The 26396-nt window shown below is 50.4% G+C and carries 25 protein-coding genes and 1 tRNA gene; 2 read left to right on the forward strand and 24 right to left on the reverse strand.

Going from position 1 to position 26396, the window contains the following annotated elements; translation table 11 throughout:
- A partial coding sequence (locus tag BZG75_RS15465) for a hypothetical protein (RefSeq protein WP_206779527.1) occupies positions 1 to 195 on the forward strand: 195 nt, incomplete at its 5' end.
- 69 nt (positions 196 to 264) lie between these two features.
- Here the strand turns inward: BZG75_RS15465 and BZG75_RS13560 are convergent.
- From BZG75_RS13560 to BZG75_RS13590, 7 genes are all read right to left on the reverse strand, one after another.
- Positions 265 to 1455: a UDP-N-acetylglucosamine 4,6-dehydratase gene (locus BZG75_RS13560; RefSeq protein WP_077577269.1), complete on the reverse strand. Its 1191-nt coding sequence runs from the start codon at positions 1453 to 1455 to the stop codon at positions 265 to 267.
- Positions 1455 to 2720 carry a UDP-N-acetyl-D-mannosamine dehydrogenase gene (gene wecC, locus BZG75_RS13565; protein WP_077577270.1) on the reverse strand — a complete coding sequence of 422 codons (1266 nt, stop codon included), beginning with the start codon at positions 2718 to 2720 and terminating at the stop codon, positions 1455 to 1457. Before wecC ends, BZG75_RS13560 begins: the two co-directional genes overlap by 1 nt.
- Positions 2721 to 2738: 18 nt before the next feature.
- The gene (gene wecB, locus BZG75_RS13570) at positions 2739 to 3863 is read right to left on the reverse strand and encodes a non-hydrolyzing UDP-N-acetylglucosamine 2-epimerase (protein WP_077577271.1); all 1125 of its coding nucleotides are present in this window, start codon (positions 3861 to 3863) and stop codon (positions 2739 to 2741) included.
- Between the two features lie 291 nt (positions 3864 to 4154).
- Positions 4155 to 5516: an MBL fold metallo-hydrolase RNA specificity domain-containing protein gene (locus BZG75_RS13575; RefSeq protein WP_077577285.1), complete on the reverse strand. Its 1362-nt coding sequence runs from the start codon at positions 5514 to 5516 to the stop codon at positions 4155 to 4157.
- A gap of 290 nt (positions 5517 to 5806) precedes the next feature.
- The gene (locus BZG75_RS13580) at positions 5807 to 6739 is read right to left on the reverse strand and encodes an alpha/beta hydrolase (RefSeq protein WP_077577272.1); all 933 of its coding nucleotides are present in this window, start codon (positions 6737 to 6739) and stop codon (positions 5807 to 5809) included.
- Between the two features lie 540 nt (positions 6740 to 7279).
- Complete coding sequence (locus tag BZG75_RS13585; protein ID WP_077577273.1) at positions 7280 to 8446, reverse strand: nucleotide sugar dehydrogenase; 1167 nt, start codon at positions 8444 to 8446, stop codon at positions 7280 to 7282.
- 108 nt (positions 8447 to 8554) lie between these two features.
- A tRNA-Ser gene (locus BZG75_RS13590) sits at positions 8555 to 8642 on the reverse strand.
- 229 nt (positions 8643 to 8871) lie between these two features.
- Between BZG75_RS13590 and BZG75_RS13595 the strand changes: the two genes are divergently transcribed.
- The gene (locus tag BZG75_RS13595; protein WP_077577274.1) at positions 8872 to 9444 is read left to right on the forward strand and encodes a UPF0149 family protein; all 573 of its coding nucleotides are present in this window, start codon (positions 8872 to 8874) and stop codon (positions 9442 to 9444) included.
- A gap of 367 nt (positions 9445 to 9811) precedes the next feature.
- Here the strand turns inward: BZG75_RS13595 and nadA are convergent, their stop codons facing one another.
- The 17 genes from nadA to aspS all read right to left on the reverse strand — a co-directional run bounded on the left by nadA (position 9812) and on the right by aspS (position 26295).
- Positions 9812 to 10855 carry a quinolinate synthase NadA gene (gene nadA, locus BZG75_RS13600; protein ID WP_021024371.1) on the reverse strand — a complete coding sequence of 348 codons (1044 nt, stop codon included), beginning with the start codon at positions 10853 to 10855 and terminating at the stop codon, positions 9812 to 9814.
- A 376-nt stretch (positions 10856 to 11231) separates the two neighbouring features.
- Positions 11232 to 11960, reverse strand: coding sequence for a tol-pal system protein YbgF (ybgF, locus tag BZG75_RS13605; RefSeq protein WP_077577286.1), 729 nt, complete (start codon positions 11958 to 11960; stop codon positions 11232 to 11234).
- Between the two features lie 33 nt (positions 11961 to 11993).
- Positions 11994 to 12512, reverse strand: a complete 519-nt coding sequence (gene pal / locus BZG75_RS13610) for a peptidoglycan-associated lipoprotein Pal (protein WP_077460433.1) — start codon at positions 12510 to 12512, stop codon at positions 11994 to 11996.
- Positions 12513 to 12562: 50 nt separating this feature from the next.
- Entirely contained in the window at positions 12563 to 13894 is a 1332-nt protein-coding gene (tolB, locus tag BZG75_RS13615; protein ID WP_077460491.1) for a Tol-Pal system beta propeller repeat protein TolB, read from the reverse strand.
- Between the two features lie 107 nt (positions 13895 to 14001).
- The gene (gene tolA / locus BZG75_RS13620) at positions 14002 to 15063 is read right to left on the reverse strand and encodes a cell envelope integrity protein TolA (RefSeq protein ID WP_077577275.1); all 1062 of its coding nucleotides are present in this window, start codon (positions 15061 to 15063) and stop codon (positions 14002 to 14004) included.
- Positions 15064 to 15072: 9 nt separating this feature from the next.
- Positions 15073 to 15519 carry a protein TolR gene (gene tolR, locus BZG75_RS13625; protein WP_021024366.1) on the reverse strand — a complete coding sequence of 149 codons (447 nt, stop codon included), beginning with the start codon at positions 15517 to 15519 and terminating at the stop codon, positions 15073 to 15075.
- A 3-nt stretch (positions 15520 to 15522) separates the two neighbouring features.
- Positions 15523 to 16209, reverse strand: coding sequence for a protein TolQ (gene tolQ, locus BZG75_RS13630; RefSeq protein WP_021024365.1), 687 nt, complete (start codon positions 16207 to 16209; stop codon positions 15523 to 15525).
- Complete coding sequence (ybgC, locus tag BZG75_RS13635; protein WP_021024364.1) at positions 16206 to 16613, reverse strand: tol-pal system-associated acyl-CoA thioesterase; 408 nt, start codon at positions 16611 to 16613, stop codon at positions 16206 to 16208. The genes tolQ and ybgC overlap by 4 nt, the downstream gene beginning before the upstream one ends.
- Before the next feature lie 230 nt (positions 16614 to 16843).
- Positions 16844 to 17140: a cyd operon YbgE family protein gene (locus tag BZG75_RS13640; protein WP_021024362.1), complete on the reverse strand. Its 297-nt coding sequence runs from the start codon at positions 17138 to 17140 to the stop codon at positions 16844 to 16846.
- Positions 17133 to 17240: a cytochrome bd-I oxidase subunit CydX gene (cydX, locus tag BZG75_RS13645; protein WP_021024361.1), complete on the reverse strand. Its 108-nt coding sequence runs from the start codon at positions 17238 to 17240 to the stop codon at positions 17133 to 17135. Before cydX ends, BZG75_RS13640 begins: the two co-directional genes overlap by 8 nt.
- Before the next feature lie 15 nt (positions 17241 to 17255).
- Positions 17256 to 18392, reverse strand: a complete 1137-nt coding sequence (cydB, locus tag BZG75_RS13650; protein WP_077460429.1) for a cytochrome d ubiquinol oxidase subunit II — start codon at positions 18390 to 18392, stop codon at positions 17256 to 17258.
- Between the two features lie 11 nt (positions 18393 to 18403).
- Positions 18404 to 19987 carry a cytochrome ubiquinol oxidase subunit I gene (gene cydA, locus BZG75_RS13655; RefSeq protein ID WP_199878900.1) on the reverse strand — a complete coding sequence of 528 codons (1584 nt, stop codon included), beginning with the start codon at positions 19985 to 19987 and terminating at the stop codon, positions 18404 to 18406.
- A 509-nt stretch (positions 19988 to 20496) separates the two neighbouring features.
- Positions 20497 to 21510: a Holliday junction branch migration DNA helicase RuvB gene (gene ruvB, locus BZG75_RS13660; RefSeq protein WP_021024358.1), complete on the reverse strand. Its 1014-nt coding sequence runs from the start codon at positions 21508 to 21510 to the stop codon at positions 20497 to 20499.
- A gap of 3 nt (positions 21511 to 21513) precedes the next feature.
- Positions 21514 to 22143, reverse strand: a complete 630-nt coding sequence (ruvA, locus tag BZG75_RS13665; RefSeq protein WP_021024357.1) for a Holliday junction branch migration protein RuvA — start codon at positions 22141 to 22143, stop codon at positions 21514 to 21516.
- A 989-nt stretch (positions 22144 to 23132) separates the two neighbouring features.
- Positions 23133 to 23654, reverse strand: coding sequence for a crossover junction endodeoxyribonuclease RuvC (gene ruvC / locus BZG75_RS13675; protein ID WP_021022886.1), 522 nt, complete (start codon positions 23652 to 23654; stop codon positions 23133 to 23135).
- Complete coding sequence (locus BZG75_RS13680; RefSeq protein WP_077460427.1) at positions 23655 to 24401, reverse strand: YebC/PmpR family DNA-binding transcriptional regulator; 747 nt, start codon at positions 24399 to 24401, stop codon at positions 23655 to 23657.
- Positions 24402 to 24510: 109 nt separating this feature from the next.
- Positions 24511 to 26295, reverse strand: a complete 1785-nt coding sequence (aspS, locus tag BZG75_RS13685) for an aspartate--tRNA ligase (RefSeq protein ID WP_021022365.1) — start codon at positions 26293 to 26295, stop codon at positions 24511 to 24513.
- Positions 26296 to 26396: the final 101 nt, after the last annotated feature.

A 26396-nucleotide genomic window follows, 5' to 3' on the forward strand; every position in this document is an offset into this window, starting at 1 on the left:
ACTTTAACTTTACCTTCTTGGCGAATGTCTCTAATGGAAACGAAATGCATAAATGGACTTTTATCTTCTGTCATTTTTAACCTCCTAAACGTTAGGAGACCATTAAATCGCACTGAAAATGATCAACAAATTGATCCTTTATTTTCACTTATTTTAATTAATAAATATGGCATAACGCACGGTTTTCAGCCCTAAGTGATAACTTAGTCATTAAATTGCTAGCCCAGGCGTGGCGCGGATCTTCATGCGTTTTCCCTGCTCCGCTTACATCTTACTATCGAGGTATTCCCCCGTCTCTTTATGCCCAAAATCAGGGATCATGGTAAAGAACAGCTCAACGATTTGTTCTTTGTTCCATCCACGCTTGTCTTTCATATCCGCAATGGTGTTTTCAAATAACGTCAGCATCTCTTGTTGATACAAAGGGTCATTTTTTATGATACCTAAGTTTTCAAATCGAGACATATCTAACTCCTCTTTGTCTGTGAAAAACTCTTCAAAGTCTTTTTCACCCGTCGTGTCGCTTGACGTAAACAGACAAGGCCACTTACCTTGCGTAGGTAGCATTTTCACTAACTCACGAGCTTCTTCTTCACTATCACACAAATGAGGCTCATAACCACGCTGCTTAAGATATTTCACCGCAATGTCGGCAAACGAAATCAAGTGCAGTGCTTCACTCAGTTTCGGGAAGAAAATGTCGCGGTTTTCACCAAAGAGACATGACATGAGGCACAGCTCACCTGACTCTTGTGGTGTCACGAAGTAACGTTTGATGTCGTTCGGAGCCACGATAGGCTGGTTCTTTAATAAGCGCTGATTAAAACCATGCAGTAATGAGCCATCAGAGAAAGCAACGTTAGCAAAACGTGCCGTAGAAATCGCAATCTCTTCGCTCTTACGCATTAGGAACATTTCCATGATACGCTTAGAAGCACCCATCATATTGACTGGGTTTGCGGCTTTATCTGTTGAAACACAGAAGTATTTTTTCGCATCAGCATCAATAGACTGCTGGATCGTTTTTTCGGTGTTAAAGACATTTACATCGATCATACGCATCAATGTGTAAGGATCTTTTTCGCTTCTAACATGCTTAAGCGCAGATAGGTTCAGTACATAATCAAACTTACCATCGGCTTTAATGAATGCGTCGTACTCTAGAGAACCAATATCCAAAGCAAATGCTTGGAAGTCACCATCAATGTAACCAGACGAACTACGGATATCTCGAACAAGCTCTACCATGTTGTTTTCACTAATATCAACAACATGCAATTTTTTAGGGTTACGCTTGAAGATTTCTTTAGTTACGGCTTGGCCAATTGAACCTGCGCCCCCTAGGACAAGAAAACTGGACTCAGAAACAATGCGTGATAGCTCTGCTTCATGGTTTTCAATATCTTGTGTAAACAGGGCTTCATTACGGCCAATTAAAGGAAAAATAGCGTTCATTACCAAATCCCCTTAGTATCGACTAAATATGGTGAGTTGAGTGACTCCGCTTTAAATTCTTTATGATCAACGAGCATAACGTGAATATCAGAGGTCGATTTTGCAACATCAAAACTCTGGAGCTCAACTTTCTCTAATGAACTAGATAGTTGCTGAATATTAGGCTCAACCGCAATTACGTTTCCTGTGTGAAAAGAAGCAATTTCTTTTACAATCTGCATTGCAGGGCTTTCACGTAAGTCGCCGATATCAGGCTTAAAAGCTAGACCGTAGCAAGCAATTTTAACTTCTTTGGCAGTTTTATTAGTATTCTCTTGCAAGAAGTCTGCAATAGCCATTTTAGTCTTATCGACCACCCATCCTGGCTTACTGTCATTAACCTTACGTGCAGTATGAATAATCTTAGCTTCTACTGGCATTTCAGATACGATAAACCATGGGTCAACAGCAATACAGTGGCCACCAACACCTGGCCCAGGTTGAAGAATATTAATACGAGGGTGGCGATTTGCTAAAGAAATAAGCTCCCAAACGTCAATATCCAATTTATCACAAATTATAGATAGCTCATTGGCAAATGCAATTTGCACATCTCTACAGCTATTTTCCGTTAATTTCGTCATTTCGGCGGTGCGCGCATTAGTTATAACACATTCGCCTTGGACAAATGTTTGATATAAGTCTACTGAGCGTTGCGAACATTTAGGTGTAAGGCCACCTACAACACGGTCATTTTCAACTAACTCTCTCACCACATGACCTGGCAATACACGTTCTGGACAATGTGCGATATTAATGTCTGCATCTTCACCGTGAGTCTGTGGGAATGTAAGGTCTGAGCGAACTTCAGCTAGCCAACAAGCCATTTGCTCTGTAGCTCCTACTGGTGAAGTCGACTCTAGTATGACTAAATCACCTTTCTTCAAGACAGGAGCAATTGCTTTACTCGCAGCTTCAATATACGAAAGATCCGGAGTAGGAATCTCACCTTCATTACAAGGTAAAAATGGTGTTGGCACTGCGATCAAAAAGGCGTCCGCAGGCTCAGGCGTTAACGTTGCCTTTAGATAACCGTATTCGAAAGCCGCGTGTACAAGCTTGTCAAGTTCAGGCTCAACAATATGAATCTTTCCTTGATTTATAGTATCAACTGCATGCTGGTTTACATCCACGCCGATGACTTTTTTCTTACGTGACGCAAACATAGCGGCAGTTGGTAGGCCGATGTAACCAAGGCCTACCACTGAAATGGTTTCAAATGACATATGTAAATCCAATAACTTTTACTTTAATAATGCTGTTAAAATGCGCTGACAAGCCTGTCCATCGCCGTATGGATTATGGGCAAAGCTCATTGTTTGATAAGCAGTTTCATTCGTAAGCAATTCGTTTAAACTACCAACAATGGTCTCAACATTAGTTCCGACTAACTTCACCGTGCCAGCATCCACCGCTTCGGGACGTTCTGTAGTATCCCGCATGACTAGTACTGGTTTACCTAGAGAGGGCGCTTCTTCTTGAATACCACCGGAGTCGGTAAGAATTATGTGTGCACGACTCATTAGGTAGATAAATGGTAAATACTGTTGAGGTTCAATAAGATGGATGTTTTCAATGCCCGCTAAAATACGATTAACTGGCTCACGTACATTCGGATTGAGATGCATTGGATACAGTATTTGAGTGTCCGGATGCGCTTTCGCTGTAATGGCTAATGCTTCACAAATTCGCTCAAATCCACCACCAAAGCTCTCTCTACGATGGCCTGTTACTAAGATGAGTCTTTTGCTCTCATCTAAGAACGGAAACTGGCCGGCTAGCGTTTCATTCAAATACTGATCAGACTCAATTTTATCTTTCACCATCAGCAGAGCATCAATGACGGTATTGCCTGTCACATAAATAGTATCTGACGCAAAATTTTCACGTAAAAGATTCTCTTTCGAGGTTTCGGTTGGGGCAAAGTGGTACTTAGTTAGCACGCCGGTCAAACGACGGTTGGCTTCTTCTGGCCACGGTGAATATATATTACCAGTGCGTAGGCCTGCTTCAACATGGCCAACTTCAATTTGTTCATAGTATGCGGCTAAGCTCGCCGCTAACGTGGTTGCAGTATCGCCGTGAACCAAAACCACGTCTGGCTTAAACTCCTGAAGAACGGGTTTTAGCTCTTGAATAATACGTGCCGTCACATCATTGAGTGTCTGGCCCGCTCGCATCAGATTCAAATCGTAATCTGGTGTAATCTCGAATAACTCTAACACTTGGTCTAGCATTTCTCGGTGCTGAGCCGTCACACAACACTTGGCTTCAAAACGTGCATCTGCTGCGAGAGCGTGAACGACAGGGGCAATTTTGATCGCTTCGGGACGCGTTCCAAACACTGTTAAAACCTTTTTTGGAAACATATTTAGAGCCCTACGTACATTGAAATAAGAAATGTCATTTAAAACATAGCTTTAAATACTTTCGTATAAGAAACTCTGAACACTCTTTTTTTGTCCAATTTACCCACGCTACCGCCATGAGGTGTCGCTCCCCCTGTGCGCATAGCTAGATTGTATGTGGCTGCACAAGGCGCACCGCAGTAAATTTTGAGACGGTTTGAGTTTACCTGCTAATTTTTTACCGGCAAAAGGCCGAACGCCAAAAAGTCGACATTGCGCAAGCGGTGTGGCGGTTTTTTGGGCGAAAGGGCCCTAGGCGATGGGAAAAAGCAGCTTCGCGTCTAGTTCCCGCTGGCTGTCCAGTTCGCCATGAATCAAGTGAATCTGCTTGGGGGGCGGTTGGATGCTTTGCACGAAGTTAACCAGGTCATTTTGATCGGCGTGGGCGGAGTAACCGGAGATTGTGTGAATTTGCGCATTGACGGTGACTTGCGTGTTGTCTATCCACACTTGTTTGTTGCCTTGCTGAATATCACGCCCGAGGGTGTGTTGGGCTTGGTAGCCGGCAAAAATCACATCGGTGCGTTTGTCTTCAAGCAAGGCGGCAAGGTAGTTCATAATCCGTCCGCCTTGGCACATGCCGGAGGCGGCGACCACAATGGCCGGCTCGCCGCTTTGTTTGAGGCGATTGACCAGCGCCATATGCTGGCTGTGTTCATCAATGGTGATGCATTGCTCAAAGGCTAACGGATGGCGATGTTGATTTAGCTTGGTTTTGGCCTCTTTGCTCCACAGCTTTTTAAACTGGCGATAATGGCGCGTCACCTTTTGCGCCATGGGCGAGTCAAGAATGATAGGGAGCGCCTCATCAAGCTGCTTTTGGTGAATGAGCTGCTCAATATCAAACAACAGTTCTTGGGTGCGGCCGACACTGAATGCGGGGATTAATATTGCGCCGCCGTCTTCTAGTGAGCGTTGAACGATCGCCTCGAGCCGCTGGGCACGGGTGGCGACGGATTCATGGGTTTTATCGCCATAGGTGGATTCTAAAAACAAAATATCGGCACGGATTGGCGGGGTTGGATCAGGCAGCAGTGGCGTGTTGCTGGGCCCTAAATCGCCGGAGAACACTACGCGTTGTTGGTCAGGTAGTTTTAATTCGACATAGGCCGAGCCCAAAATATGCCCGGCCGGTTGCAAGCGCAAATAGGTTGCTGGCTGCCCTTTTTGCTTGGGCTTTAGCCGGTGCCAGCTGTTATAAGGCAAGGTCACGGTTAACTGGCGGATACGTTCGAGTACCTGCTGACGATGACCATAATTCATGTTGAGTTGCAGCTTTAAAGTATCGTCAATTAATAGCGGCACCAGCTCCGCAGTGGCCTCGGTGCAATAAATGGGACCGTTAAACCCCGCCGCCAGTAGCCAAGGCAGCAAACCACAGTGATCGATATGAGCATGAGTGAGGATCAGCGCATCGATGCGTTTGCCATTTAAGCTCACCCTCGCCGCCCGCGCTTCATCGCCTTGGTATTGGCCGCAGTCAATCAGCAAGCGTAAGCCACTGGGTTTTATATCCACTTGGTGGCAAGAGCCAGTCACGGTTTGATAGCCACCGTGGTGAGTGACGGTGAGGGTTTCATTGTCTATTGAGGTTTTTAGTGAAGTGTTGGGCATGATAACGTCCTTGTTGAAGAAGTTGGAGAACAAATCAGGCGTTGGTCGGACAAGCGCCAGTGCTTGTGTCATCGTCGCCAATGGCACCACCGATATATAAACCAGGCGTAGGTCGGCATAAGCGCCAGCACAATGCCAATCATTATCACGATGTGAGCCGCGCGCCATCCGACATTAAGGTTAAAATTGGCGCTGATCGTGACAGGCGCCCGTTTACAATGTGCACCTATCCATCATCTTACCGGGGCTTGTGTCACCTACGCCAATGGCACCATCGTCGCCAATGGTATTTATGTACCTATCATCTTATCCATCATCTGTTCTATCAATGGGCTTGGGTGGCCGTTGTCGTCGGTGAGGAAATAGGTATGACCCCAATTTGGGTCGAATTGGTCGTTAAAGGCGTCGCAGTCGGTTACCGTCACTTTGTTCGCAGGGAGTGCGTCGAGATTTTCGGGGCCGGTCATGCCTAATCGCCGGGTGACGGTGCGGTGGCGTACGTTGACCACTTTTGAGGCGGCCATGGCGATATCATCGGCGGCATAGTAAATGTGGACTTGTTTGGCGGCATCCAGCACGGCCCTGCCCGGCTGGTGCGGCTCTAGGGCTTGGTTATCGACATCGGCGGCCATCATAAAGATATGCCGAAACCATTGCGGCATGGTGTCGAGCCCGGCGTGCTGGTGCCAATGGGAAAAAGTGCTGATTAAGGTGCGATTGCCCATGGAGTGGGCAAGCACGTTCATGCGTCGTTTACACGGGGTGGTTTGTTGCTCGGGGGCGCGGCGCCAGTCATCAAACATCGCCAGTAAGCGGCTAAATGCCAACCCTGACGCGGTGGCGGCGAGTTGGTCGTCCCAGTAATCATCGATAGCACCGAGCCGGCCATCGTCGTCACAGGGCCAGATAATCGGCACCACCAGCATGGCGTTGGGGGCGAGGCGATCAAACTGGTGTTGTAAGGTCTGCGCCATCGGGAAGATGTTGCGCTCCATTTGGTTATTGTAGCCATGGAGCAAAAAGAGGATTTGAGTATGCGCGGGCAAGGCTTTCAGTTTGGCCATAAACGGCGCCGCGGTGATCTCTTGGTATTCACCCTGCCCGGCGCGCTGGCAAAAATACACCCACTTTGAGATATCGGTATTTTGGCTATCAAAACTTAACCAACGGCCAGCCACACTGGTCGGCCCTTGTTCGGGAATACGGCTGGTAATAAATAACATGGCATCATCCACCGGTTATGAATGTGCGGGGAAGGATAAGCGAGGTAGGTCTTTGAGTTGTATGGTGTTTGGAGGATTTTGCGAGGGAGAAGACGAAAAGAGTAAGCCCAGCCAATGGCATCGCCGATATATAAATCAGGCGTAGGTCGGCATAAGCGCCAGCTCAATGCCAATCATTATCACAATGTGGGCCGCGCGCCATCCGACATTATGCATTCCCACGCAGGAGCGTGGGAACGAGTAAATCTTGAATGGCATCATTGACGTTAAAGTACGCGTAGGTCGGTATAAGCGCCAACTCGATCGCGCAAGCTTGGTGTGATTTGCGCAGCGCGCCATCCGACATCAAAGCCAAAAATTAACCTCGATGTTAAATTTGGCGCCGAACGTGACAGGCGCCCAGGCAGCATAGTGCATCATAGTTGACATCTTACCGGGGCTTGTGTCACCTACGCCAATGGAATCATAAGCGTTAAATATTAACGCCTTGTGTCACCTACGCCAATGGCACCACCGACGAATATACTTTGGCACCGAAAATCAATCCGCCCCGAATAAGTCGCGGGTGTAGACTTTGCTTTCTACATCGCGGATCTCGTCGACCATGCGGTTGGCAACGATCACATCAGCGCGTTGTTTGAAGGTGTCCAAGTCTTTGATGACGTCTGAGTTAAAGAAGGTGTCTTCTTCAAGCACCGGCTCGTATACCACCACGTCAATGCCTTTGGCTTTAATCCGTTTCATGATCCCTTGGATGGCCGAGGCGCGGAAGTTGTCTGAGCCAGATTTCATCACCAAACGGTATACACCGACCACCTCCGGTTTTTTGGCAATAACCGCATTGGCAATAAAGTCTTTGCGGGTGGTGTTGGCGTCAACAATGGCTTGAATGATGTTATTGGGCACATCTTGGTAGTTAGCCAATAGTTGTCGGGTGTCTTTTGGCAGACAGTAACCGCCGTAACCAAAGGAGGGGTTATTGTAGTGATCGCCAATGCGCGGGTCTAGCCCTACCCCTTCAATGATCTGGCGCGCGTCTAAACCGTGGGATTCGGCGTAGCTGTCCAGCTCGTTAAAATACGCCACCCGCATCGCCAAGTAGGTGTTGGAGAAGAGTTTCACCGCTTCGGCTTCGGTGGAGTGGGTAAACAAGACCGAGATACCCGATTTGACTGCGCCTTGTTGCAACAGCGTGGCGAACTGGCGCGCGCGCTCGGATTGCTCACCAACAATGATCCGTGATGGATACAAGTTATCGTAAAGCGCTTTGCCTTCGCGCAAAAACTCAGGGGAAAAGAGGATGTTTTCACAGCCCATTTGTTGCTTAATATGCTCGGTATAGCCCACAGGCACCGTTGATTTGATCACCATCACCGCATCGGGGTTAATCGCCATCACATCTTTAATCACCGCCTCAACCGAGCTGGTATTAAAGTAGTTGGTTTCGGGATCGTAGTCGGTGGGGGTGGCAATCACCACAAAGTCCGCGCCTTGGTAGGCCTGCTCTTTATCTAAGGTGGCGGTAAAGTTCAGTGACTTTTCGACCAGAAATCGCTCGATTTCGGTATCGACAATCGGGGATTGTTGGTTGTTAAGAAAGTTGACCTTTTCTTCCACAATGTCGAGTGCGACCACTTCATTGTGTTGCGCCAGTAACATGGCGTTTGACAGGCCGACGTAACCTGTTCCAGCAACGGCAATTTTCATCGTTTTATTCTCTTGGATCAAACCTGAGAAAAGGGTATCACGAGGATTGAGGAACGACTAGCGGCTGCACATAGCAAAAAACCGCCACGAGGGCGGTTTTTTTAATGATGGCGGTGAGAGAGGGATTCGAACCCTCGATACGTTGCCGTATACACGCTTTCCAGGCGTGCTCCTTCAGCCACTCGGACACCTCACCATATTGTGTGTCAAACGACATTTACACTGGGTGGCTTATAACCCCGCTGTCGCGTTAACGGGGCGTACTATAGAGAGTTGCTGCTTTGCGGTCAAGTTGTTGGTGATAGGTTTAGGTTTAAATGGCTATTCCATCACCAGTCGCATCCATATGGATCACATCAGTTGGAAGCAAGTGAACATGAAAGCTGTTAAACTCAGCACACAGATCGAATACGAATGAGAGCCTGATGACTTTATCCGAATTCCTTATCCAACATGCTGATAGCGCGCAACTGCTTAACGAAATGCAAACCCGTGGTGTGGTGACCGCTATGGCTGCCGCGCCCCATGTCATTAGCCCCAGTGAGTGGCTCCCCGTAATGTGGGGAGGTGACGAGCAAGCGCCATTTGAAAGCCATGAGCAGTTTGAGCAGTACGCGAACCTGATTGTCGATATTTGGAATGCGCAGCGCCAACAGCTGTTGGAAAAAAACTGGCAATGGCCGGAAGGGTGTTTGTTGGATGACGCCGAAATTGTCAACCAAGCCACGCGCGATTTCGCCGAAGGGTTACTACAAGGCTGGAGCCTAACCCGTGATGACTGGGAAACGCTGATGCCGGAAAACACCGATGGTAATGCCCTACTCGGTGGCGTGGTGCTTTCCATCAGCTTGCTTTACGATCCAGAAACCGCCCTTTCTACCATGGAAGCACAAGGCGCAGAAGAGTTGGCACAGTTTGAGGAAATCTTCAACGCTATGCCAACTATGTTATGTGGCCTCACCCACCACGGCGCAGCATTGGCGGAAGATGCGGAGTAAACAGCCAGAGGTATCATTGGCGACGATGACACAAGCCCCGGCACAGTGTTGGATATGTGCACATTGCCAACGGGGCGCCTGTCACGATCGGCGCCACATTTAACCGCCAATGTCGGATGGCGCGCGGCGGAAATCACACCAAGCTTGTGCGATCGAGAAGGCGCTTATGCCGACCTACGCAATGTTCAGGATTTCTGAATACAGAGCGCTTCGCTTACGAAGTACGGAAAGAGACGAGACGCTTCACTTCTAGAGGCTAGAAACTAGAAAGAGCAAACCGTGCGCGCATCGGGGCTTTTGCTCTTTCTGTATTCTGTAATCCGTCATCTTTTCCTAGGAACTAGAAGCCTAGGCCCTAGGAACCGCTTTACCCCTTCATCTCCGCGGCGAAGTTGAGCATGCGGTTGAGTGGGATTAACGCTTTTTCGCGCACGTTATCATCAACGTGAATTTCATGCTCTTCGCCGCCGTTTTCAAGCGCGTTTTCAATCGCTTTAAGGCCGTTCATTGCCATCCATGGGCAGTGGGCGCAGCTGCGACAGGTGGCACCTGCGCCGGCGGTGGGGGCTTCGACTAATTCTTTGTCTGGCACCATTTGTTGCATTTTGTAGAAAATGCCTTTATCGGTGGCGACAATCAGCTTTTCATTCGGCAGCGTTTGCGCCGCTTTAATCAGCTGACTGGTCGAGCCAACGGCATCGGCCATTTTTACCACGCTCGCTGGGGATTCAGGGTGAACAAGAATCGCGGCATCGGGGTAAAGGTGTTTCATTTTTTCTAGCGCTTGGGCTGAGAATTCGTCGTGGACTACGCATTCGCCTTGCCATAAGACCATGTCAGCGCCAGTTTCTTTTTCGATATAGGCGCCTAGGTGGCGATCTGGGGCCCAGATAATTGGCTTATCTTGGCTGTCTAGGTGCTCGACAATCTCTAACGCGATGCTTGAGGTGACCACCCAATCGGCACGTGCTTTGACGGCGGCCGAGGTATTGGCATACACCACGACGGTGTGATCTGGGTGTGCGTCACAAAACGCGGTGAATTCATCGGCAGGACAGCCTAAGTCTAACGAGCACTCGGCATTAAGCGTTGGCATTAAGACGGTTTTCTCTGGGGTGAGGATTTTAGCGGTCTCCCCCATAAAGCGTACACCGGCCACGATCAGGGTCTTGGCTGGGTGTTGATTGCCAAAACGGGCCATTTCTAACGAGTCGGCCACGCACCCGCCGGTTTCTTCGGCGAGGGCTTGGATCTCTGGGTCCGTGTAATAGTGAGCAACAAGTACCGCGTCTTTTTGTTTTAATAGTTGTTTGATGCGTGCAACGTGTTGTTTTTTCTCTTCGTCACTCAATGCCATCGGTTTCGGCGGAAAGGGATAGACCCTTTGCGACGTTTCAATCACTTGGCTCATGGGATTACTCATGCTTACTTCCAGTCCGGGGCTTCCAGTCCGGGTAGTATAACGCGAGTGGGGGGAGAAACAAATTAGCACGCAGACCGGAAAAGCGCCGTGGCACGGAATCAATACCTTCATCGACGTTAAAATAACGCGTAGGTCGGACAAGCACCGGTGAGATGCGGACTACTGAATCAATGTCCGCGGCGTACCTCCGACATTCGTGCTAAATTCTAACGCTGATCGTGACAGGCGCCCGTTGGCCATGTGCACATATCCAACACGGTGCGGGGGCTTGTGTCACCTACGCCAATGGGATCATCGAGGTTAAGTATTAACGCCTTATGTCATCGTTGCCAATGGAACCACCGTTGCCGATGGCACCATCGTCCTACATCGCATTTTTGGCTTGTTTGGCGCTGGTTGAGTCTGGGTAGGTATCAATCACTTGCTGGAAGTATTGATCGGCTTGGTCGCCGTTACCTTGTTTTTGCGCAATCAGGCCGAGTTTGAGCAATGCGTCGGCACGTTTGTTGGAGTCTTTAAACTTGCTAACTGCCGTAAACTCTTGGTTTGCCTGCTCAAATTCACTTTTAGAAAAATAAAGCTGGCCGAGCCAATAGTGGGCGTTTGCTGTGTATACCGATTCTGGGTATTTAGAAAGAAACGCTTTAAATGCTTTGGTTGCGCCTTGGTAGTCTTTCTCTTTTAAGATCAGGTTGACGGCAGCTTCATACGCGGCGTTTTCGCTTTTATCATCCGTAAAGCTAACAGATGATGCGTCTTGCGCCTCTTCTTGGGGGGCTGGGACCGTTTGTTTCGCGGTTCTTAGCGTATCAACCTCGCGATAGAGATCGCGCTGGCGTTCTACCATTTGTTTGATGTCGTAGCTGTTACGCTCAACACTGCCGCGTAACGTGCTTAGCTCTTGCGCCATTTGATCAAGTTGGCGTTGCATATCAAGCTGCATTTGGTTACGCGCTTGTAGCATACGTTCTAGACGATCAACGGCAGAGCCACCCGCCCCTACTTCTGTCACCGGAGCAGATGTGGCAGCCGCGGGGGCTGCCACACTCACCAGTAACGCCAGCGCGAGGGTTCGCACAGAGTTACTGTTTATTTTCATACTCGTTTCCACTACCTATCGGCTGGATTAGTACACTAATACCGAACGACGGTTTTTGGCGTAAGCTTCTTCGCTTTGGCCAAGGACCAGCGGTTTTTCTTCGCCGTAGCTCACGATAGAGATTTGGCTAGCTGGCACACCCAACGCTTGTAGGTATTTAGACACAGCTTCAGCACGGCGCTCGCCCAGTGCGATGTTGTACTCTGGGGTACCGCGCTCGTCAGCATGGCCTTCAACGACTACTTCCATCGCTGGGTTGTCACGCAGGTAAGTCGCGTGCGCATCCAGCATGTCTTCGTATTGTGGTAGTACTGATGAGTCGTCAAAGTTGAAGTAAACGGTTTGCGACTGACGCAGCTCTTGGTTACGGATTTGTTGCTCAGTCATTGAGCCTTGGCCGTCAACCGGTGATACCACGGTAGTGCCGTTTTGGTTGGTTGATTGACCAGCATCACTGCCCGTCGCGCTGTCGCTTGAGCTACACGCAGCCAGAGTTAACATTGGCAGTGCCACCGCCAGACCTTTCAGTACTTTATTGATTTGCATTCTATTTTCCTTTTCTAGAAAGTTAGCGCACGTTGTTTAAAATTAAAAAACTACAGGTAAGGTGACCAGGCTGGTGCACGCACGCGCCCGTTGGTTGCCGGTAACCGCGCTTTAAAGCGGCCGTCGATTGAGACGAGTGACAACACATTCTTACGTCCATATACCGAGCTGTAAATCACCATGCTGCCATTTGGCGCAATACTTGGCGACTCATCCAACAAGGTTTTGGTTAGGATTTGCACCGCCCCGCTGTTTAAGTCTTGTTTTGCAATGTTATAGCCAGACGCGGATTGATTTACCATGATCAAGTGGCGGCCATCAGGAGTCAGTTGCCCTCCCATATTTTGATTGCCTTCCCACGTGATCCGTCGGCTGGTTCCATCGTCTAAATTTACGCGATAAATCTGTGGTTTGCCACCCCGGTCCGAGGTGTAGATGAGCGAGTTACCATCGGGATCCCAAAATGGCTCGGTGCTATTGGCACGACCATGGGTAATTTGGGTCAGTTTTTTGCTCTTTAAATCGAAGATATAAAGCTGCAGGCTACCGGTTTTGGACAGCACCATGGCCAGCTTGCTGCCATCGGGCGAGAACTGAGGCGAACCATTGTGACGCGGATAAGACGAAATCTTCTCGCGCTCACCGGTGTAAATATCCATGACAAAGATTTCGGCTTGGCCATTTTCAAAGCTGACATATGCCAGTTGGCGACCATCCGGTGACCACGACGGTGACATCAATGGCTGTTTAGAGCGCAAGATCAAGCGTTCGTTATAGCCATCGTAATCCGATAAGCGCAGTTGGTAGGGGTAGTCGTTCTCTTTATCAATCACCACATAGGCGATACGGGTCAAGAAGGCTCCTTTTTCGCCGGTGAGCTGTTCATACACAATATTGGCAATGCGATGCGAATAACGGCGCAGATCGCTTTCTTTGACCGTGGCGCGGTTGTTGACCAATAAGTGGTCATCGGTTTGTACCAGCTGGCCATCGGCGCCTAGGCCTTTACTGTCGCCGCCCGTGAGCTGGCCACGCACAATATCAATCAGTTGGTAATCAATTTGGTAACGGCCGTCTGACGTGGGCGTCACGGTGCCAGTGACCACGGCATCCACCCCGAGAGAGGTCCAAGCGTTGTAATCGACATCGGCATCTTTGTAAGGCGTTTGCGGCATGTCACTGACAGATAATGGGTTAAATTTACCGCTGCGACGTAAATCGGATCCCACTACACCGGCAATATCTTCAGGCATCTCGCCTTGCCCTTTCCATTGGAAGGGGATCACGCCAATGGGCCTGGCTGTGTTCACCCCTTCGGTGATCACCAACTTAAGCGCAGCGTGTGCCGGTTGCGTGAGTAACGACAAACAGGCCAACAGCATTACAACGGCGGCAACTTGCCACGTCCGTAAACGATCCTGACGCGTGTTTGTGACATGGTTTGTGCCACCACAGGGGCTCACTTCCATCATGTTTTTTATCCTGTCGGTTAGTTAGGTCGAACGGTTAACTCGATATCACGTAACTTAGCAATAATATCGCCATCGTCTGGCATTGGAAATTGTGATACGGACGCGACCGCGGTTTTTGTTGCACGACACAATCGCGAGTTGCCCGCTTTTTGTTCCACATTAAGCAATAGGCCGGTAGGTGACAAGCGCATATTGACCACACACTCTTGGCCACTTAAACCATCATCAACAATCAATCTTTGTTGGATCATTTGCGTAAAAATGGCGCCGTATCGCGCCACTTCGTTGTCCACAAATTGTCCGCGCGCGCTTTGCCGTTGGCTGGCTTCCGATTCCAGCCCCGAAAACAAATCATTAAGCGCCGCTTCTTGCTCTTGCTGTTGCCGTTTGGCTTCTTGCGCCCGGCGCTCGGCCTCTTTTCTCGCTTGTTCGGCTTCTTTGCGCGCCTGCTCTGCCTCTTTTAACGCTTGCTCTTCGGCTTTGCGCTTTGCCTCAAGCTTGCGTTGGCGTTCAGCTTCGGCTTTGCGTTCAGCCGCCAGTTTTTCTTGCCGCGCTTTCTCCGCTTTTTCCGCCGCCAATTCCGCTTTCCGTTGTTGTTCTAACTTGCGCTGACGCTCGCGTTCGGCTTGTTCCGCCTGTTGTTTAGCAAGGCGTGCTTGTTCTTTGGCCTTGGCTTGCTCCTCGGCAATCCGCTTTTGCTCTTCTCGTGCTTGACGTTCCGCTTCGAGCTTTTTCCGCTTGACCTCGCGAAGGCGCTGTTCTTCTTGCTCGCGTTGTTGCTCAAGGCGTTTCGCTTGCTGCTCTAATCGCTTTAACCGCTCGGCTTCTTCGCGTTTGGCTTGATCGCGCTGCTGGCGAATTTTTTTTGCCTGTGCATTCACCACGGCCGGATCAATCACGGTGGCTTCAATGGAGCGCCCAGCTTTCGGGGTTGGCTTGGCGTCTGAGGTGAAATCTGCCCCCCATAACAGCACAATTACCAACAACACGTGTAGCCCGCCGGAAATGGCAAGCGCTGGCACCAGTGAGTCTTTTTTTTTGCTTTTGGTCGCCTGATCGCGATGGTTTGGCTCGTTCATCATCCTCACCTACGACTCATACGGCTCTGTCATTAAGCCCACCGACGACACGCCGGCTTGGTTTAATGCATCAAGCGTTAGGATGATTTCTGAATAGGGGACGCGGCCATCACCGCCGACTAAGACGGGGGATTTAGGGTTAAGCTGAAGTTCGGCTTTTACCCGCACCAAAATTTCTTCTAGGCTGAGTCCTCGGGTCATATCACCATTGTTGACACTGAGCCCGAGCTGGCCGTCTTGATCCACTTCCACAATGATGAACGCGCCGCTATCTTCTTCTTCCGCCAACTCTGCCGCTGTTTTGGCCTGCGTGGTCTGTGGTAAATCGACATCGACGCCTTGGGTCACAAACGGCGCGGTGACCATAAAGATAATCAGCAATACCAGCATCACGTCAATGTAGGGCACCACATTGATTTCCGCCGTCATTTTGCGTCGTTTTGGTTGATACGCCATGGATTACTCCTGGGTTGCCGCAAACGCTTGACGGTGAAGAATGCTAGAAAATTCTTCCATAAAGTTCATGTAGTTGTGTTCAAGCTTGCTCACTTTGGCTGTCAAACGGTTGTAAGCCATGACGGCAGGGATCGCTGCAAATAGACCCATGGCTGTCGCGACTAAGGCTTCAGCAATCCCGGGCGCAACCATCGCCAATGTGGCTTGTTTCACCGCACCCAGGGCGATAAAGGCATGCATAATGCCCCACACGGTGCCAAATAGGCCGATGTAGGGGCTAATTGAGCCTACGGTGGCCAAAAACGGTAAGTGGGTTTCAAGCTCTTCAACTTGTTTAGACAGGGAAACACGCATCGCCCGTGACGTGCCTTCCATCACGGCATCAGGCACTTTGTCGTTACTGCGATGCAGGCGGGCAAATTCTTTGAAACCCGCGTAGAAAATTTTCTCGCTACCGGTGAGGTGATCCTTGCGGGCCTGCACTTCTTGAAACAGCTGTGAGAGATCGATCCCCGACCAGAATCGGTCTTCAAATCGCTCCGCTCGGCTAAAGGCTTGCTGCATCACTTTTGAGCGCTTGATGATCATGGCCCAAGACATCACTGACATACCCAGTAATATCAGCATCACTCCCTTAACAAGCAGGCTTGCTTGTAAAAACAGGTCGAGAATGGAAAGTTCAGCGGTCACGTCATCATCTCCGATTTAATCTGTGTTGGAATCGATTTGGGTTTCATGGTGGCTGGGTCGACACAGGCTATCTTAACCGTTGCCACACACAATGCTTTTTGATCAGAATTCACCAAGCTTTGACAAAACGTCATGCTGGCGCGCCCCATGGCTGACACTGTGGTGACAACATCAAGAGCATCATCCAGCCGTGCACCGCGGTGAAAGTCGATATCCATGTGGCGCACTACAAACGCATAGTGCTCGGCAAACAAGGCCTGTTGATTGACACCGATTTGGCGTAACAGTTCAGTGCGCGCACGCTCAAAGTACTTGAGGTAGTTGGCGTGATAAACCACCCCGCCGGCGTCTGTGTCTTCATAATAAACACGCACAGGCCAACGAAACGGCGTTGATTCAGTCATGACTGTATCCATATAGGTTCAGCGATAGGCAATTACTATACCTAAGTTATCGATGTATAGAAATGCTGAAGCCGCGCAGTCGCTGCATTGGTGGCCCATGACGGGCGCAAGAAGTGATATGCCGCAAAAAACACAAAAAGACTCCGCAGCCAGTGATGAAAAAAGCACCACCTGGGTGCTTTTGTCATTCGTTTGTCACTTTGCGCTTGTTCACCGAGCGTTTGGCTCAACTAGCGTAGCCACATCAAGGCGAGCAAAAGAAGAGACACGCCCCACCCTAATGGCGGCCAAGTAAGCCAGCGGCTCCCTTTGCCTTGCGCTGTAAAGCCGACAGCGTGAATCACGCCCAAGCAGGTGGCGTAAAGTAGGCCCACGCCCATGAGGAACGTGACGCCGCCCATGCGCTGCGCGAAGGCTTCAGGCGCCCACATTACTTGGCCCCCCCAGCATAATGCACTGGCCAATGAGAGCAGCCGCCAAAGGCCAGAAAAATCCTGGCCTAAAGGAGCGGGTTGCCGATCACTCATTATCGTGATCCATAGCTTCGGTATGCTCAAGCCATAACGCATTGATGATCCCGAAGGCGCATGCCAGCAGCACACCGAGAATCCACGTGAAATACCACATATGCAGGCTCCTTACTTAGTACAGTGAATGTTTGTTGTCTTCAATATATTGCGCATCTAAGCGGCCGAACATCTTAATGTAGCACCACAAGGTGTAAGCCAAGATAATCGGCACAAAAATCGCAGCGACGATAGTCATAATCGATAATGTCAGTTCGCTCGAGGTGGCATCCCACATGGTCAAACTATGACTTGGGAAGGTGCTCGATGGCATTACAAAGGGGAACATCGCGATACCCGCGGTCAAAATTACCCCAGCAATGGCTAAGCTCGAGAACAAGAAGGCCCAGCCACCACGTTCAACTCGAGACGCCAGCAGTGCCAATAGTGGCATCACCGCACCGACAATGGGAGCTAACCAAAGGATTGGCATCGCTTGGTAGTTGTGCATCCACGCGCCGCTTTGCACCGCCACCTCTTTCGCCAGTGGGTTAGACGCCGCTTGATTCGCCGCTTCACTGACCACCACAAAGCCTTCCAGGTTTTGTACCCAAAAGCCCGCTGCCACGAACAAGACGGTGGTCAGTAGCGCACACAGTTGCGCCACATTGCGTGCCCGTACATGCAGCGCATCGGTGGTTTTCATTTGCAGCCAGGTTGCCCCTTGCAGCACCACCATAAACAGACTTACAAGGCCACACACCAGTGCGAATGGATTAAGCAGCGCGAAAAAGCCACCGGTGTAGGTTGGGATCAACAGCTCGCTTAACTGAAATGGTACGCCTTGCAGCAAGTTGCCAAAGGCGACACCGAAAATCACAGGCGGTATAAAACCACCGGCAACCAGGCCCCAGTCCCAGGCAGTACGCCAGCGCTTATCATCAATTTTTGAGCGGTAGTCAAAGCCCATGGGACGGAAAAATAACGCTGCCAGTGTAAGCACCATCGCGATATAAAACCCAGAGAATGACACGGCATAAACCAGCGGCCAGGCAGCAAATAGTGCCCCACCCGCGGTCACTAGCCAAACTTGGTTGCCTTCCCAGTGCGGGGCGACTGAGTTAATCATCACCCGTCGTTCGCTATCCGTTTTGCCGATCAGGGTGAGCAAGGCGCCCACCCCCATGTCAAAGCCATCGGTGACGGTAAAGCCAATCAGTAGCACCCCAATAAGCGCCCACCAGATCAGCCGTAACATTTCATAATCAAACATGCTATCTCTCCTTATGCTTCAATCTGGCGGCTGAAATCCGCTTCTGGATTGCCTTTTTGTTCAAAGTGGTAGCGGCCGGTTTTGAGGCTACTTGGCCCCAAGCGGGCAAACTTGAGCATCAGATAAAGCTCGGCGACGAGAAAGACGGTGTAAAGCGAACAAATCGCCACCATCGAAAAGATGATATCGCCTGCAGCGAGGTTAGAGGCGGCCATATGCACTGGCAAAATCTCACCCACGGCCCAAGGCTGACGACCATATTCGGCAACAAACCAGCCCGCTTCGCTGGCAATCCAAGGCAGCGGAATACTGAACAATGCCAGTTTGAGTAGCCAAGGTTTTTGATCAATACGCTGACGGCAGGTTTGCCAGAAGCTCATGCCAAAGATAAACAGCATCGCAAAGCCACAGGCCACCATGATCCTAAAGCTCCAGAACAGCGGTGCCACGTGTGGAATAGAGTCCTGTGCCGCTTGCTGAATTTGCCCTTCGGTAGCATCAACCACTTTATCGGTATAAGGCTTGAGCAGCAGACCATAACCGAGGTCATTTTTCACTTCATTGAAGGCGGCTTTGGTTTCAGACGATGTCTCGCCGGCACGCAATTTTTCTAGCAATGCGTACGCCTGCATCCCGTTACGGATACGGGTTTCGTGCTCAGCAATCAAATCGGTTAAGCCTGTCACTTCTTTATCCAGTGAGCGCGTGGCAATGATCCCCATCGCATACGGGATTTTGATCGCATAATCGGTTTGCATGGTGTCTTGATTAGGAAGACCCACCACGGTGAAGGCTGCTGGCGCTTCCTCGGTGTGCCATTCGGCCTCAATCGCCGCTAATTTGACCTTTTGCACATCGCCCAGCTCATAGCCGGATTCATCACCCAGAATAATGACCGAGACGATCGCGGCCATACCAAAGGAGGCAGCAATTGCAAACGAGCGACGTGCGAAGGCGAGATCACGCCCTTTCAGTAGGTAGTAGGCACTGATACCGAGCACGAACATTGCCCCGGTGGTGTAGCCTGCCGCGACGGTGTGAACAAATTTGACTTGTGCTACCGGGTTAAAGACCACATCGGCAAAGCTCACCATTTCCATACGCATGGTTTCGAAGTTGAACTCCGAGCCGACTGGGTTTTGCATCCAGCCGTTGGCGACCAGGATCCAAAGCGCGGAAAAGTTAGAGCCTAACGCCACCAGCCAAGTGGTGACCAAATGCTGACGTTTACTGAGACGATCCCAACCAAAGAAGAATAAGCCCACAAAGGTGGATTCAAGGAAGAAGGCCATCAACCCTTCAATGGCAAGCGGGGCGCCAAAAATATCCCCGACATAGTGGGAATAGTAGGCCCAGTTGGTCCCGAATTGAAACTCCATGGTGAGGCCGGTTGCCACCCCGAGCGCAAAGTTAATCCCAAAGAGTTTACCCCAGAACTTGGTCATGTCTTTGTAGATTTGCTTGTCGGTCATCACGTATAACGATTCCATGATGGCCAGCAAAAATGCCAAACCTAGCGTTAGGGGAACAAACAGGAAGTGATACATCGCGGTCAGCGCAAACTGCAGCCGCGATAAATCGACGATATCGGTAATCATGGTCACTCCTTTACACCGCTTTCGGTGCCGATACAGTTGTATCGCTCGTTTTACTTTCTCACCCTGCATGGCCGCCAAATTGCTGGCCGGTGCGGGGAAAGCGCTACACTTTCTCAAGTCACTGCTTGCATGTTACACGATTGAAACACTCAAGTTACTTAATAGTTAAATATATTCTAATTAAGTTATAACTAATATTACAGACGTAACTTATGTGCGTTAATCGCCTTTTCCCTGGTTTGTCGAGTCAGTTGCAAAAACAACAAAGCATCGACATCGAGGTGTAAAATTGTGATTAACCACAAAGAAACCAGGTGATTATTGACTGTAATTCAAAGCCACATCTCACTCTGGTTGGCTGTAACTGTCAGCAGATGGGAGTAACGATAAGGGGTCACGTGCTACATAACCTTAATCTAGATCAAAAAACCCCATTGATTGGTGGTCAATGGGGCGGTTTTGGTAAAAAATGTCTTGATCTCAGTTAAGCTTTCGGCCGGTTTTTGTCACACCTTGGGCACATCAAAGCCAAAATGCAGATAGGCGCGCTGGCTGGCAATTCGGCCACGCGGGGTGCGTTGTAAATAGCCTTGCTGGATCAGATAAGGCTCAATCACATCTTCAATGGTGTCTTTTTCTTCACCAATCGCCGCGGCCAGGTTATCTAAGCCGACCGGCCCCCCATCGAATTTTTCAATAATGGCGTTGAGCAGTTTGCGGTCCATGTAGTCAAACCCTTGGCTGTCAACGTCCAGCATATCCAAGGCGCGCTGGGCGATATCGGGACAGATGTGGCCACTGCCTTTTACTTCGGCAAAGTCGCGCACACGGCGGAGTAAACGGTTGGCAATCCGTGGTGTACCACGTGAACGACGAGCCACTTCCTCGGCCCCTTCGTCTTCCATCGACAACGCCAAGCAATGCGCACTGCGTTTTACAATCCCGGTTAAATCACGCACGTTGTAGTATTCCAAACGCTGGGTAATACCAAAACGGTCACGCAGGGGGGATGTCAGTGAACCCGCACGGGTGGTGGCGCCAATCAGGGTAAACGGTGGCAAATCAATTTTAATCGAGCGGGCAGCTGGCCCTTCACCAATCATAATATCCAGTTGGTAATCTTCCATGGCGGGATACAAGACTTCTTCCACCACTGGGCTTAGGCGATGAATTTCATCGATAAACAGCACATCATGAGGCTCTAGATTGGTGAGCAAGGCGGCAAGATCACCGGCTTTTTCTAGCACGGGGCCTGAGGTGGTGCGAATACTCACGTCCATTTCGTTGGCAACAATATTGGCCAGGGTGGTTTTACCGAGGCCGGGCGGGCCAAAAATCAGCAGGTGATCCAGGGCTTCTTGGCGTTTGCGTGCGGCATGGATAAAAATTTCCATTTGCCCACGTACGTGGTCTTGGCCTTGGTAATCTTCTAGTAACTTGGGACGTATCGCGCGGTCAATCACTTCATCTTCGCGATCGGGCGTGGTTTGCGCCGAAATTAAACGATCAGCTTCTATCATGGGTTACACCATCGAGCGCAGCGCGTGACGGATCACGTCTTCACTGCTCATGTCATCGGTTGCAATTTGTTTTACCACTTTCTCTGCTTGTGCCGCTTTATAGCCCAAGGCGACCAGGGCACTCACCGCTTCATCTGCCGCGGTTGAGACCGTGGTCGGAGCCGGACGAGTGGCCGCCCCCTCGCCAGTAGCCGCATCCGTATGCGGGGTAAAGAGATCGAATGCTTCCCAGTTTTTAAGCCGATCGCGCATTTCAATCACCAAGCGTTCCGCGGTTTTCTTCCCTACCCCGGGAATCTTCACCAAGGTCGATACATCGTTATGCTCAACACTGTCGACAAAATGATTGGCTGTCATTCCCGACAAAATCGCTAATCCGAGCTTAGGCCCCACGCCATTGGCTTTGATCACTTCCCGAAACAGCGCCCGCTCGCGTTTACCGCTGAAACCATAGAGTAATTGCGCATCTTCACGGACCACAAAGTGGGTATACACAGTGGCCGTCTCACCCACGTCCGGCAGTTGATATAGGCAGTTCATGGGCATGCTCACTTCGTAACCGACGCCGTTTACGTCAATTAAAATTTCCGGCGGCTGCTTTTCTATCAGGGTTCCGTGTAATCGGCCTATCACAATCGATTCTCTGTTTGTTACTTTCCCTCAAGGATAAAGAATAACTGGATGTATATCCAGTCGAATTGACGGAATACGGAATACGGAATACGGAATACGGAATACGGAAAGAGCATATCGTGCCAGCTCTGGTAGATAAACTTCCTAGGTCCTAGGTCCTGCTTTCTGCTTTCTGCTCTCTTCTGTACTCCGTAAGCGAAGCGTTCTGTATTCAAAAACCCCGAATATCGCGTAGGTCGGCATAAGCGCCTTCTCGATCGCGCAAGCTTGCTGTGATTTCCGCCGCGCGCCCGTTGCACGGCGCCATCGAACATCGTGGTCAAAATTGGCGCCGATCGTGACAGGCGCCCGTTGACAATGTGCTCTTATCCAACATTTTGCTGGGGCTTGTGTCACCTACGCCAATGGGATCATCGAAATTAAATATGACCACTGATATATAAATCGGGCGTAGGTCGGCATAAGCGCCTTCTCGATCGCGCAAGCTTGGTGTGATTTCCGCCGCGCGCCATCCGACATTGGTGGTAAATTTGGCACCGATCGTGACAGGCGCCCAGGAAGCACAGTGCATCATCGTTGACATCTTACCGGGGCTTGTGTCATCGACGCCAATGGCACCATTGATGTATAAATTTTGTCATTGTATGCATTCCCACGCAGGAGCGTGGGAACGAGTAATCGTAGCCAATGGCACCACCGATATATAAACCAGGCGTAGGTCGGCATAAGCGCCAGCACAATATCAATCATGAATACCCACGCCGGCCGCGCGCCATCCGACATTGGTGGTAAATTTGGCACCGATCGTGACAGGCGCAGTGCAACTGGCGCCCGTTGGCATAGCGCATCATTGTTGACATCTTACCGGGGCTTGTGTCACCTACGCCAATGGCACCATCGATATATAAATTTTGTCATGTATGCATTCCCACGCAGGAGCGTGGGAACGAGCAATCGTAGTCAATGGCACCAAAACGAACAATATTTCCCTATCTATATCGGCCGCGGCGGGCGGCGTTGGCTTTGCCGGCCATGGCGATGAGGGTGTGGTTGGTGTGGGCATGGCAAATCGCCACGGCCAGGGCATCGGCGGCATCGGCTTGGGGGGTGGCGCTGAGTTTCAACATGTGGGTGACCATATGCTGCACTTGCTTTTTATCCGCGCTACCTTTGCCGACGACTGCTTGCTTGATAAGCCTTGCTGCGTATTCAGATACCGGTAGATCGGCATTCACCGCCGCAACGATGGCACTGCCCCGTGCTTGGCCCAATTTAAGCGCCGAATCGGCATTACGGGCCATAAAGACTTGTTCGATGGCAAAGTTGTCCGGCTGAAATTGGGTGATCACTTCACTCACCCCTGCGTAGATATGCTTCAAGCGACCGGGTAAGTCGTCGGTTTCTGTCCGAATACACCCGCTACCGAGGTATTCAAGATGCCGCCCCTGTTGGCGGATCACCCCATAACCGGTGATCCGCGAACCTGGGTCAATCCCCAGTATAATGGTCATTTAGCTTAAACTCGCTGCCACTTCATCCGAGATATCCCCGTTATGATAGACCTCTTGCACATCGTCAAGGTCTTCTAACGTATCGATAAGACGCAGTAACTTCGGTGCGGTATCTGCATCTAACTCGGCTTTGGTCGATGGCACCTGGGTCACTTCGGCGCGTTCCGCTTCAAACCCGGCTTTGTCGAGGGCATCTTTGACGGTACCAAAATCATTGGGGGTGGTGTAGACATCGATTGAGCCGTCGTCATAGGTGACCACGTCTTCTGCCCCGCCTTCGAGTGCCGCTTCCATGACGTCATCTTCTTCCAGGCCAGACGCATAGGTCACAACGCCTTTTTTATCAAATAGGAAACTGACCGAGCCGTCAGTGCCTAGGTTACCGCCAGATTTGGAAAATGCGTGACGAACACCTGACACGGTACGATTGCGGTTGTCGGTCATGCATTCCACCATCACCGCGGTGCCCGCTGGGCCATACCCTTCGTAAATCACGGTTTCCATGTTGTCGTCGCCATCACCGCCCGCTCCGCGTGTGATCGCACGGTTGATGGTGTCGCGCGTCATATTGTTAGATAGCGCTTTATCGACCGCCGCACGCAAGCGTGGATTGGTTTCTGCTTCGGGACCACCTTCTTTGGTGGCAACCACTAATTCTCGAATCAGTTTGGTGAAAATCTTACCGCGCTTCGCGTCTTGGGCGGCTTTACGGTGTTTAATATTCGACCACTTACTGTGACCTGCCATATCGATTCTCCGTTTTTTTGCGCTCCCCTCACGTGAAAGGAGTAATCAGAAAAAACGCGCCTTGGCTTTTCAGTCTGAGGCGCGTTGATGAAATGACGTTAAGGTAACGTTATTCGCTTTGTTCGTTTTGCTCGGCTGCCACGGTAATGCTGAGCGCTAGCTCTTCAAGCGCGGCGTCATTGGCAATACTTGGCGCATCCGTCATCAAGCACGCTGCGGCTGTGGTTTTCGGGAACGCAATGACGTCACGAATGTTCTCAGTGCCAGACAGCAGCATCACCAAACGGTCCATACCAAATGCCAAACCTGCGTGTGGTGGGGTGCCGTATTTTAGCGCGTCGAGCAAGAAACCGAACTTCTTGCGCTGCTCTTGTTCGTCAATGCCTAGGGTCTCAAAGACGGCTGCTTGCATTTCTGGGTTATGAATACGCACCGAGCCACCGCCGACTTCATAGCCATTAATCACCATGTCGTAGGCATTGGAGTTCGCCGCGGCCGGATTGGCTTTTAGCTGCTCTGGCGTGACGTCAGTTGGCGCTGTAAATGGGTGGTGCATGGCGTGCAGGTTACCTTCGTCGTCTTCCTCAAACATCGGGAAGTCCACTACCCACAGCGGGGTCCAGGCTTGGGTGTCGGTCAGTTCAAGATCCAAGCCTAATTTTACACGCAATGCGCCCAGCGCTTCGGTGACTACCGATTTTTTGTCGGCGCCGAACAAGATAATGTCCCCGCTTTGCGCGTCAGTGCGTGACAGAATGCTCTCCACGACATCCGCGTTAAGGAACTTGGCGACGGGCGATTGAATACCGTCAAAGCCGGCGTCGCGATCGTTGACCTTCATCCAAGCCAAGCCTTTGGCGCCGTAAATGCTAACAAAATGGGTGTACTCATCAATTTGTTTGCGAGATAAGCTAGCGCCACCTGGCACGCGGATGACTGCCACACGGCCTTTTTCATCGTTCGCTGGACCAGAGAAGACTTTAAATTCAACGTCTTTGACAATGTCGGCCACATCGACGATTTCAAGCGGGTTACGCAAGTCTGGCTTATCAGAGCCAAACCGACGCATCGCTTCTTCATATTTCATGATGGGGAAGGTACCCAAATCAACGTTGAGTAGCGACTGCCACATTTCGCGGATCATTTGCTCGGTCACGTCACGTACTTGTTCAGCGCTCATGAACGAGGTTTCGATATCGATTTGGGTAAATTCTGGTTGGCGATCCGCGCGCAAGTCTTCATCTCGGAAGCACTTTACGATTTGATAATAGCGATCGAAACCAGACATCATCAGTAGCTGTTTAAACAGCTGTGGCGATTGTGGCAAGGCATAAAAGCTGCCTTTGTGAACGCGGCTTGGCACCAAGTAATCGCGCGCACCTTCCGGGGTTGCTTTGGTCAGTACGGGGGTTTCGATATCTAAAAAGTCGTTCTCATCCAGGAAGCGACGGACAAAGCTGGTAGCCTTGGCACGCAGTTTAATGCGATCGCTCATCTCTGGACGACGCAAGTCGAGGTAGCGGTACTTAAGACGCTGCTCTTCAGAGATAAACTGGTTAAAGTCAATCGGCATCGGTGCGCTGCGGTTGATAATCTCCAACCCTTTCGCCACCACTTCGACTTCGCCGGTGGCCATATCACGGTTGATTTGGCTGTCTGGACGTGCACGGACTTCACCACGAATGGCAACACAGAATTCGTTACGCAATTTATTGGCATGTTCGTAAACATCACCCATATCAGGATCAATCACAACTTGCACCAGACCTTCTCGGTCGCGCATGTCGATAAAAATCAAGCCGCCCAAATCACGACGACGATTAACCCAACCACAAAGACTTACTTCTTGCCCGACATGGGCTTTATTCAGGTGACCACAATATTGGGTGCGCATAGACTATTCCTGATCTGTTCTGATAATTCTGCTTGCCCCCTTGGGCACAAGCCTGTCAATTCTGAGGGAAATTCGACAACAGCCTTTGTCGTACCTGACGA

The sequence above is a fragment of the Salinivibrio sp. AR640 genome, from assembly GCF_001995405.1.
GTDB classification, from domain to species: domain Bacteria; phylum Pseudomonadota; class Gammaproteobacteria; order Enterobacterales; family Vibrionaceae; genus Salinivibrio; species Salinivibrio costicola.

Excerpts from the sequence above, each read along its gene's own strand:
- BZG75_RS13560 (WP_077577269.1), bottom strand. The coding sequence starts at position 1,455 with ATGAACGCTATTTTTCCTTTAATTGGCCGTAATGAAGCCCTGTTTACA.
- wecC (WP_077577270.1), bottom strand. The coding sequence starts at position 2,720 with ATGTCATTTGAAACCATTTCAGTGGTAGGCCTTGGTTACATCGGCCTA.
- wecB (WP_077577271.1), bottom strand. The coding sequence starts at position 3,863 with ATGTTTCCAAAAAAGGTTTTAACAGTGTTTGGAACGCGTCCCGAAGCG.
- BZG75_RS13575 (WP_077577285.1), bottom strand. The coding sequence starts at position 5,516 with ATGCCCAACACTTCACTAAAAACCTCAATAGACAATGAAACCCTCACC.
- BZG75_RS13580 (WP_077577272.1), bottom strand. The coding sequence starts at position 6,739 with ATGTTATTTATTACCAGCCGTATTCCCGAACAAGGGCCGACCAGTGTG.
- BZG75_RS13585 (WP_077577273.1), bottom strand. The coding sequence starts at position 8,446 with ATGAAAATTGCCGTTGCTGGAACAGGTTACGTCGGCCTGTCAAACGCC.
- BZG75_RS13595 (WP_077577274.1), top strand. The coding sequence starts at position 8,872 with ATGACTTTATCCGAATTCCTTATCCAACATGCTGATAGCGCGCAACTG.
- nadA (WP_021024371.1), bottom strand. The coding sequence starts at position 10,855 with ATGAGCCAAGTGATTGAAACGTCGCAAAGGGTCTATCCCTTTCCGCCG.
- pal (WP_077460433.1), bottom strand. The coding sequence starts at position 12,512 with ATGCAAATCAATAAAGTACTGAAAGGTCTGGCGGTGGCACTGCCAATG.
- tolB (WP_077460491.1), bottom strand. The coding sequence starts at position 13,894 with ATGCTGTTGGCCTGTTTGTCGTTACTCACGCAACCGGCACACGCTGCG.
- tolA (WP_077577275.1), bottom strand. The coding sequence starts at position 15,063 with ATGAACGAGCCAAACCATCGCGATCAGGCGACCAAAAGCAAAAAAAAA.
- tolR (WP_021024366.1), bottom strand. The coding sequence starts at position 15,519 with ATGGCGTATCAACCAAAACGACGCAAAATGACGGCGGAAATCAATGTG.
- ybgC (WP_021024364.1), bottom strand. The coding sequence starts at position 16,613 with ATGACTGAATCAACGCCGTTTCGTTGGCCTGTGCGTGTTTATTATGAA.
- BZG75_RS13640 (WP_021024362.1), bottom strand. The coding sequence starts at position 17,140 with ATGAGTGATCGGCAACCCGCTCCTTTAGGCCAGGATTTTTCTGGCCTT.
- cydX (WP_021024361.1), bottom strand. The coding sequence starts at position 17,240 with ATGTGGTATTTCACGTGGATTCTCGGTGTGCTGCTGGCATGCGCCTTC.
- cydB (WP_077460429.1), bottom strand. The coding sequence starts at position 18,392 with ATGTTTGATTATGAAATGTTACGGCTGATCTGGTGGGCGCTTATTGGG.
- ruvB (WP_021024358.1), bottom strand. The coding sequence starts at position 21,510 with ATGATAGAAGCTGATCGTTTAATTTCGGCGCAAACCACGCCCGATCGC.
- ruvC (WP_021022886.1), bottom strand. The coding sequence starts at position 23,654 with ATGACCATTATACTGGGGATTGACCCAGGTTCGCGGATCACCGGTTAT.
- BZG75_RS13680 (WP_077460427.1), bottom strand. The coding sequence starts at position 24,401 with ATGGCAGGTCACAGTAAGTGGTCGAATATTAAACACCGTAAAGCCGCC.
- aspS (WP_021022365.1), bottom strand. The coding sequence starts at position 26,295 with ATGCGCACCCAATATTGTGGTCACCTGAATAAAGCCCATGTCGGGCAA.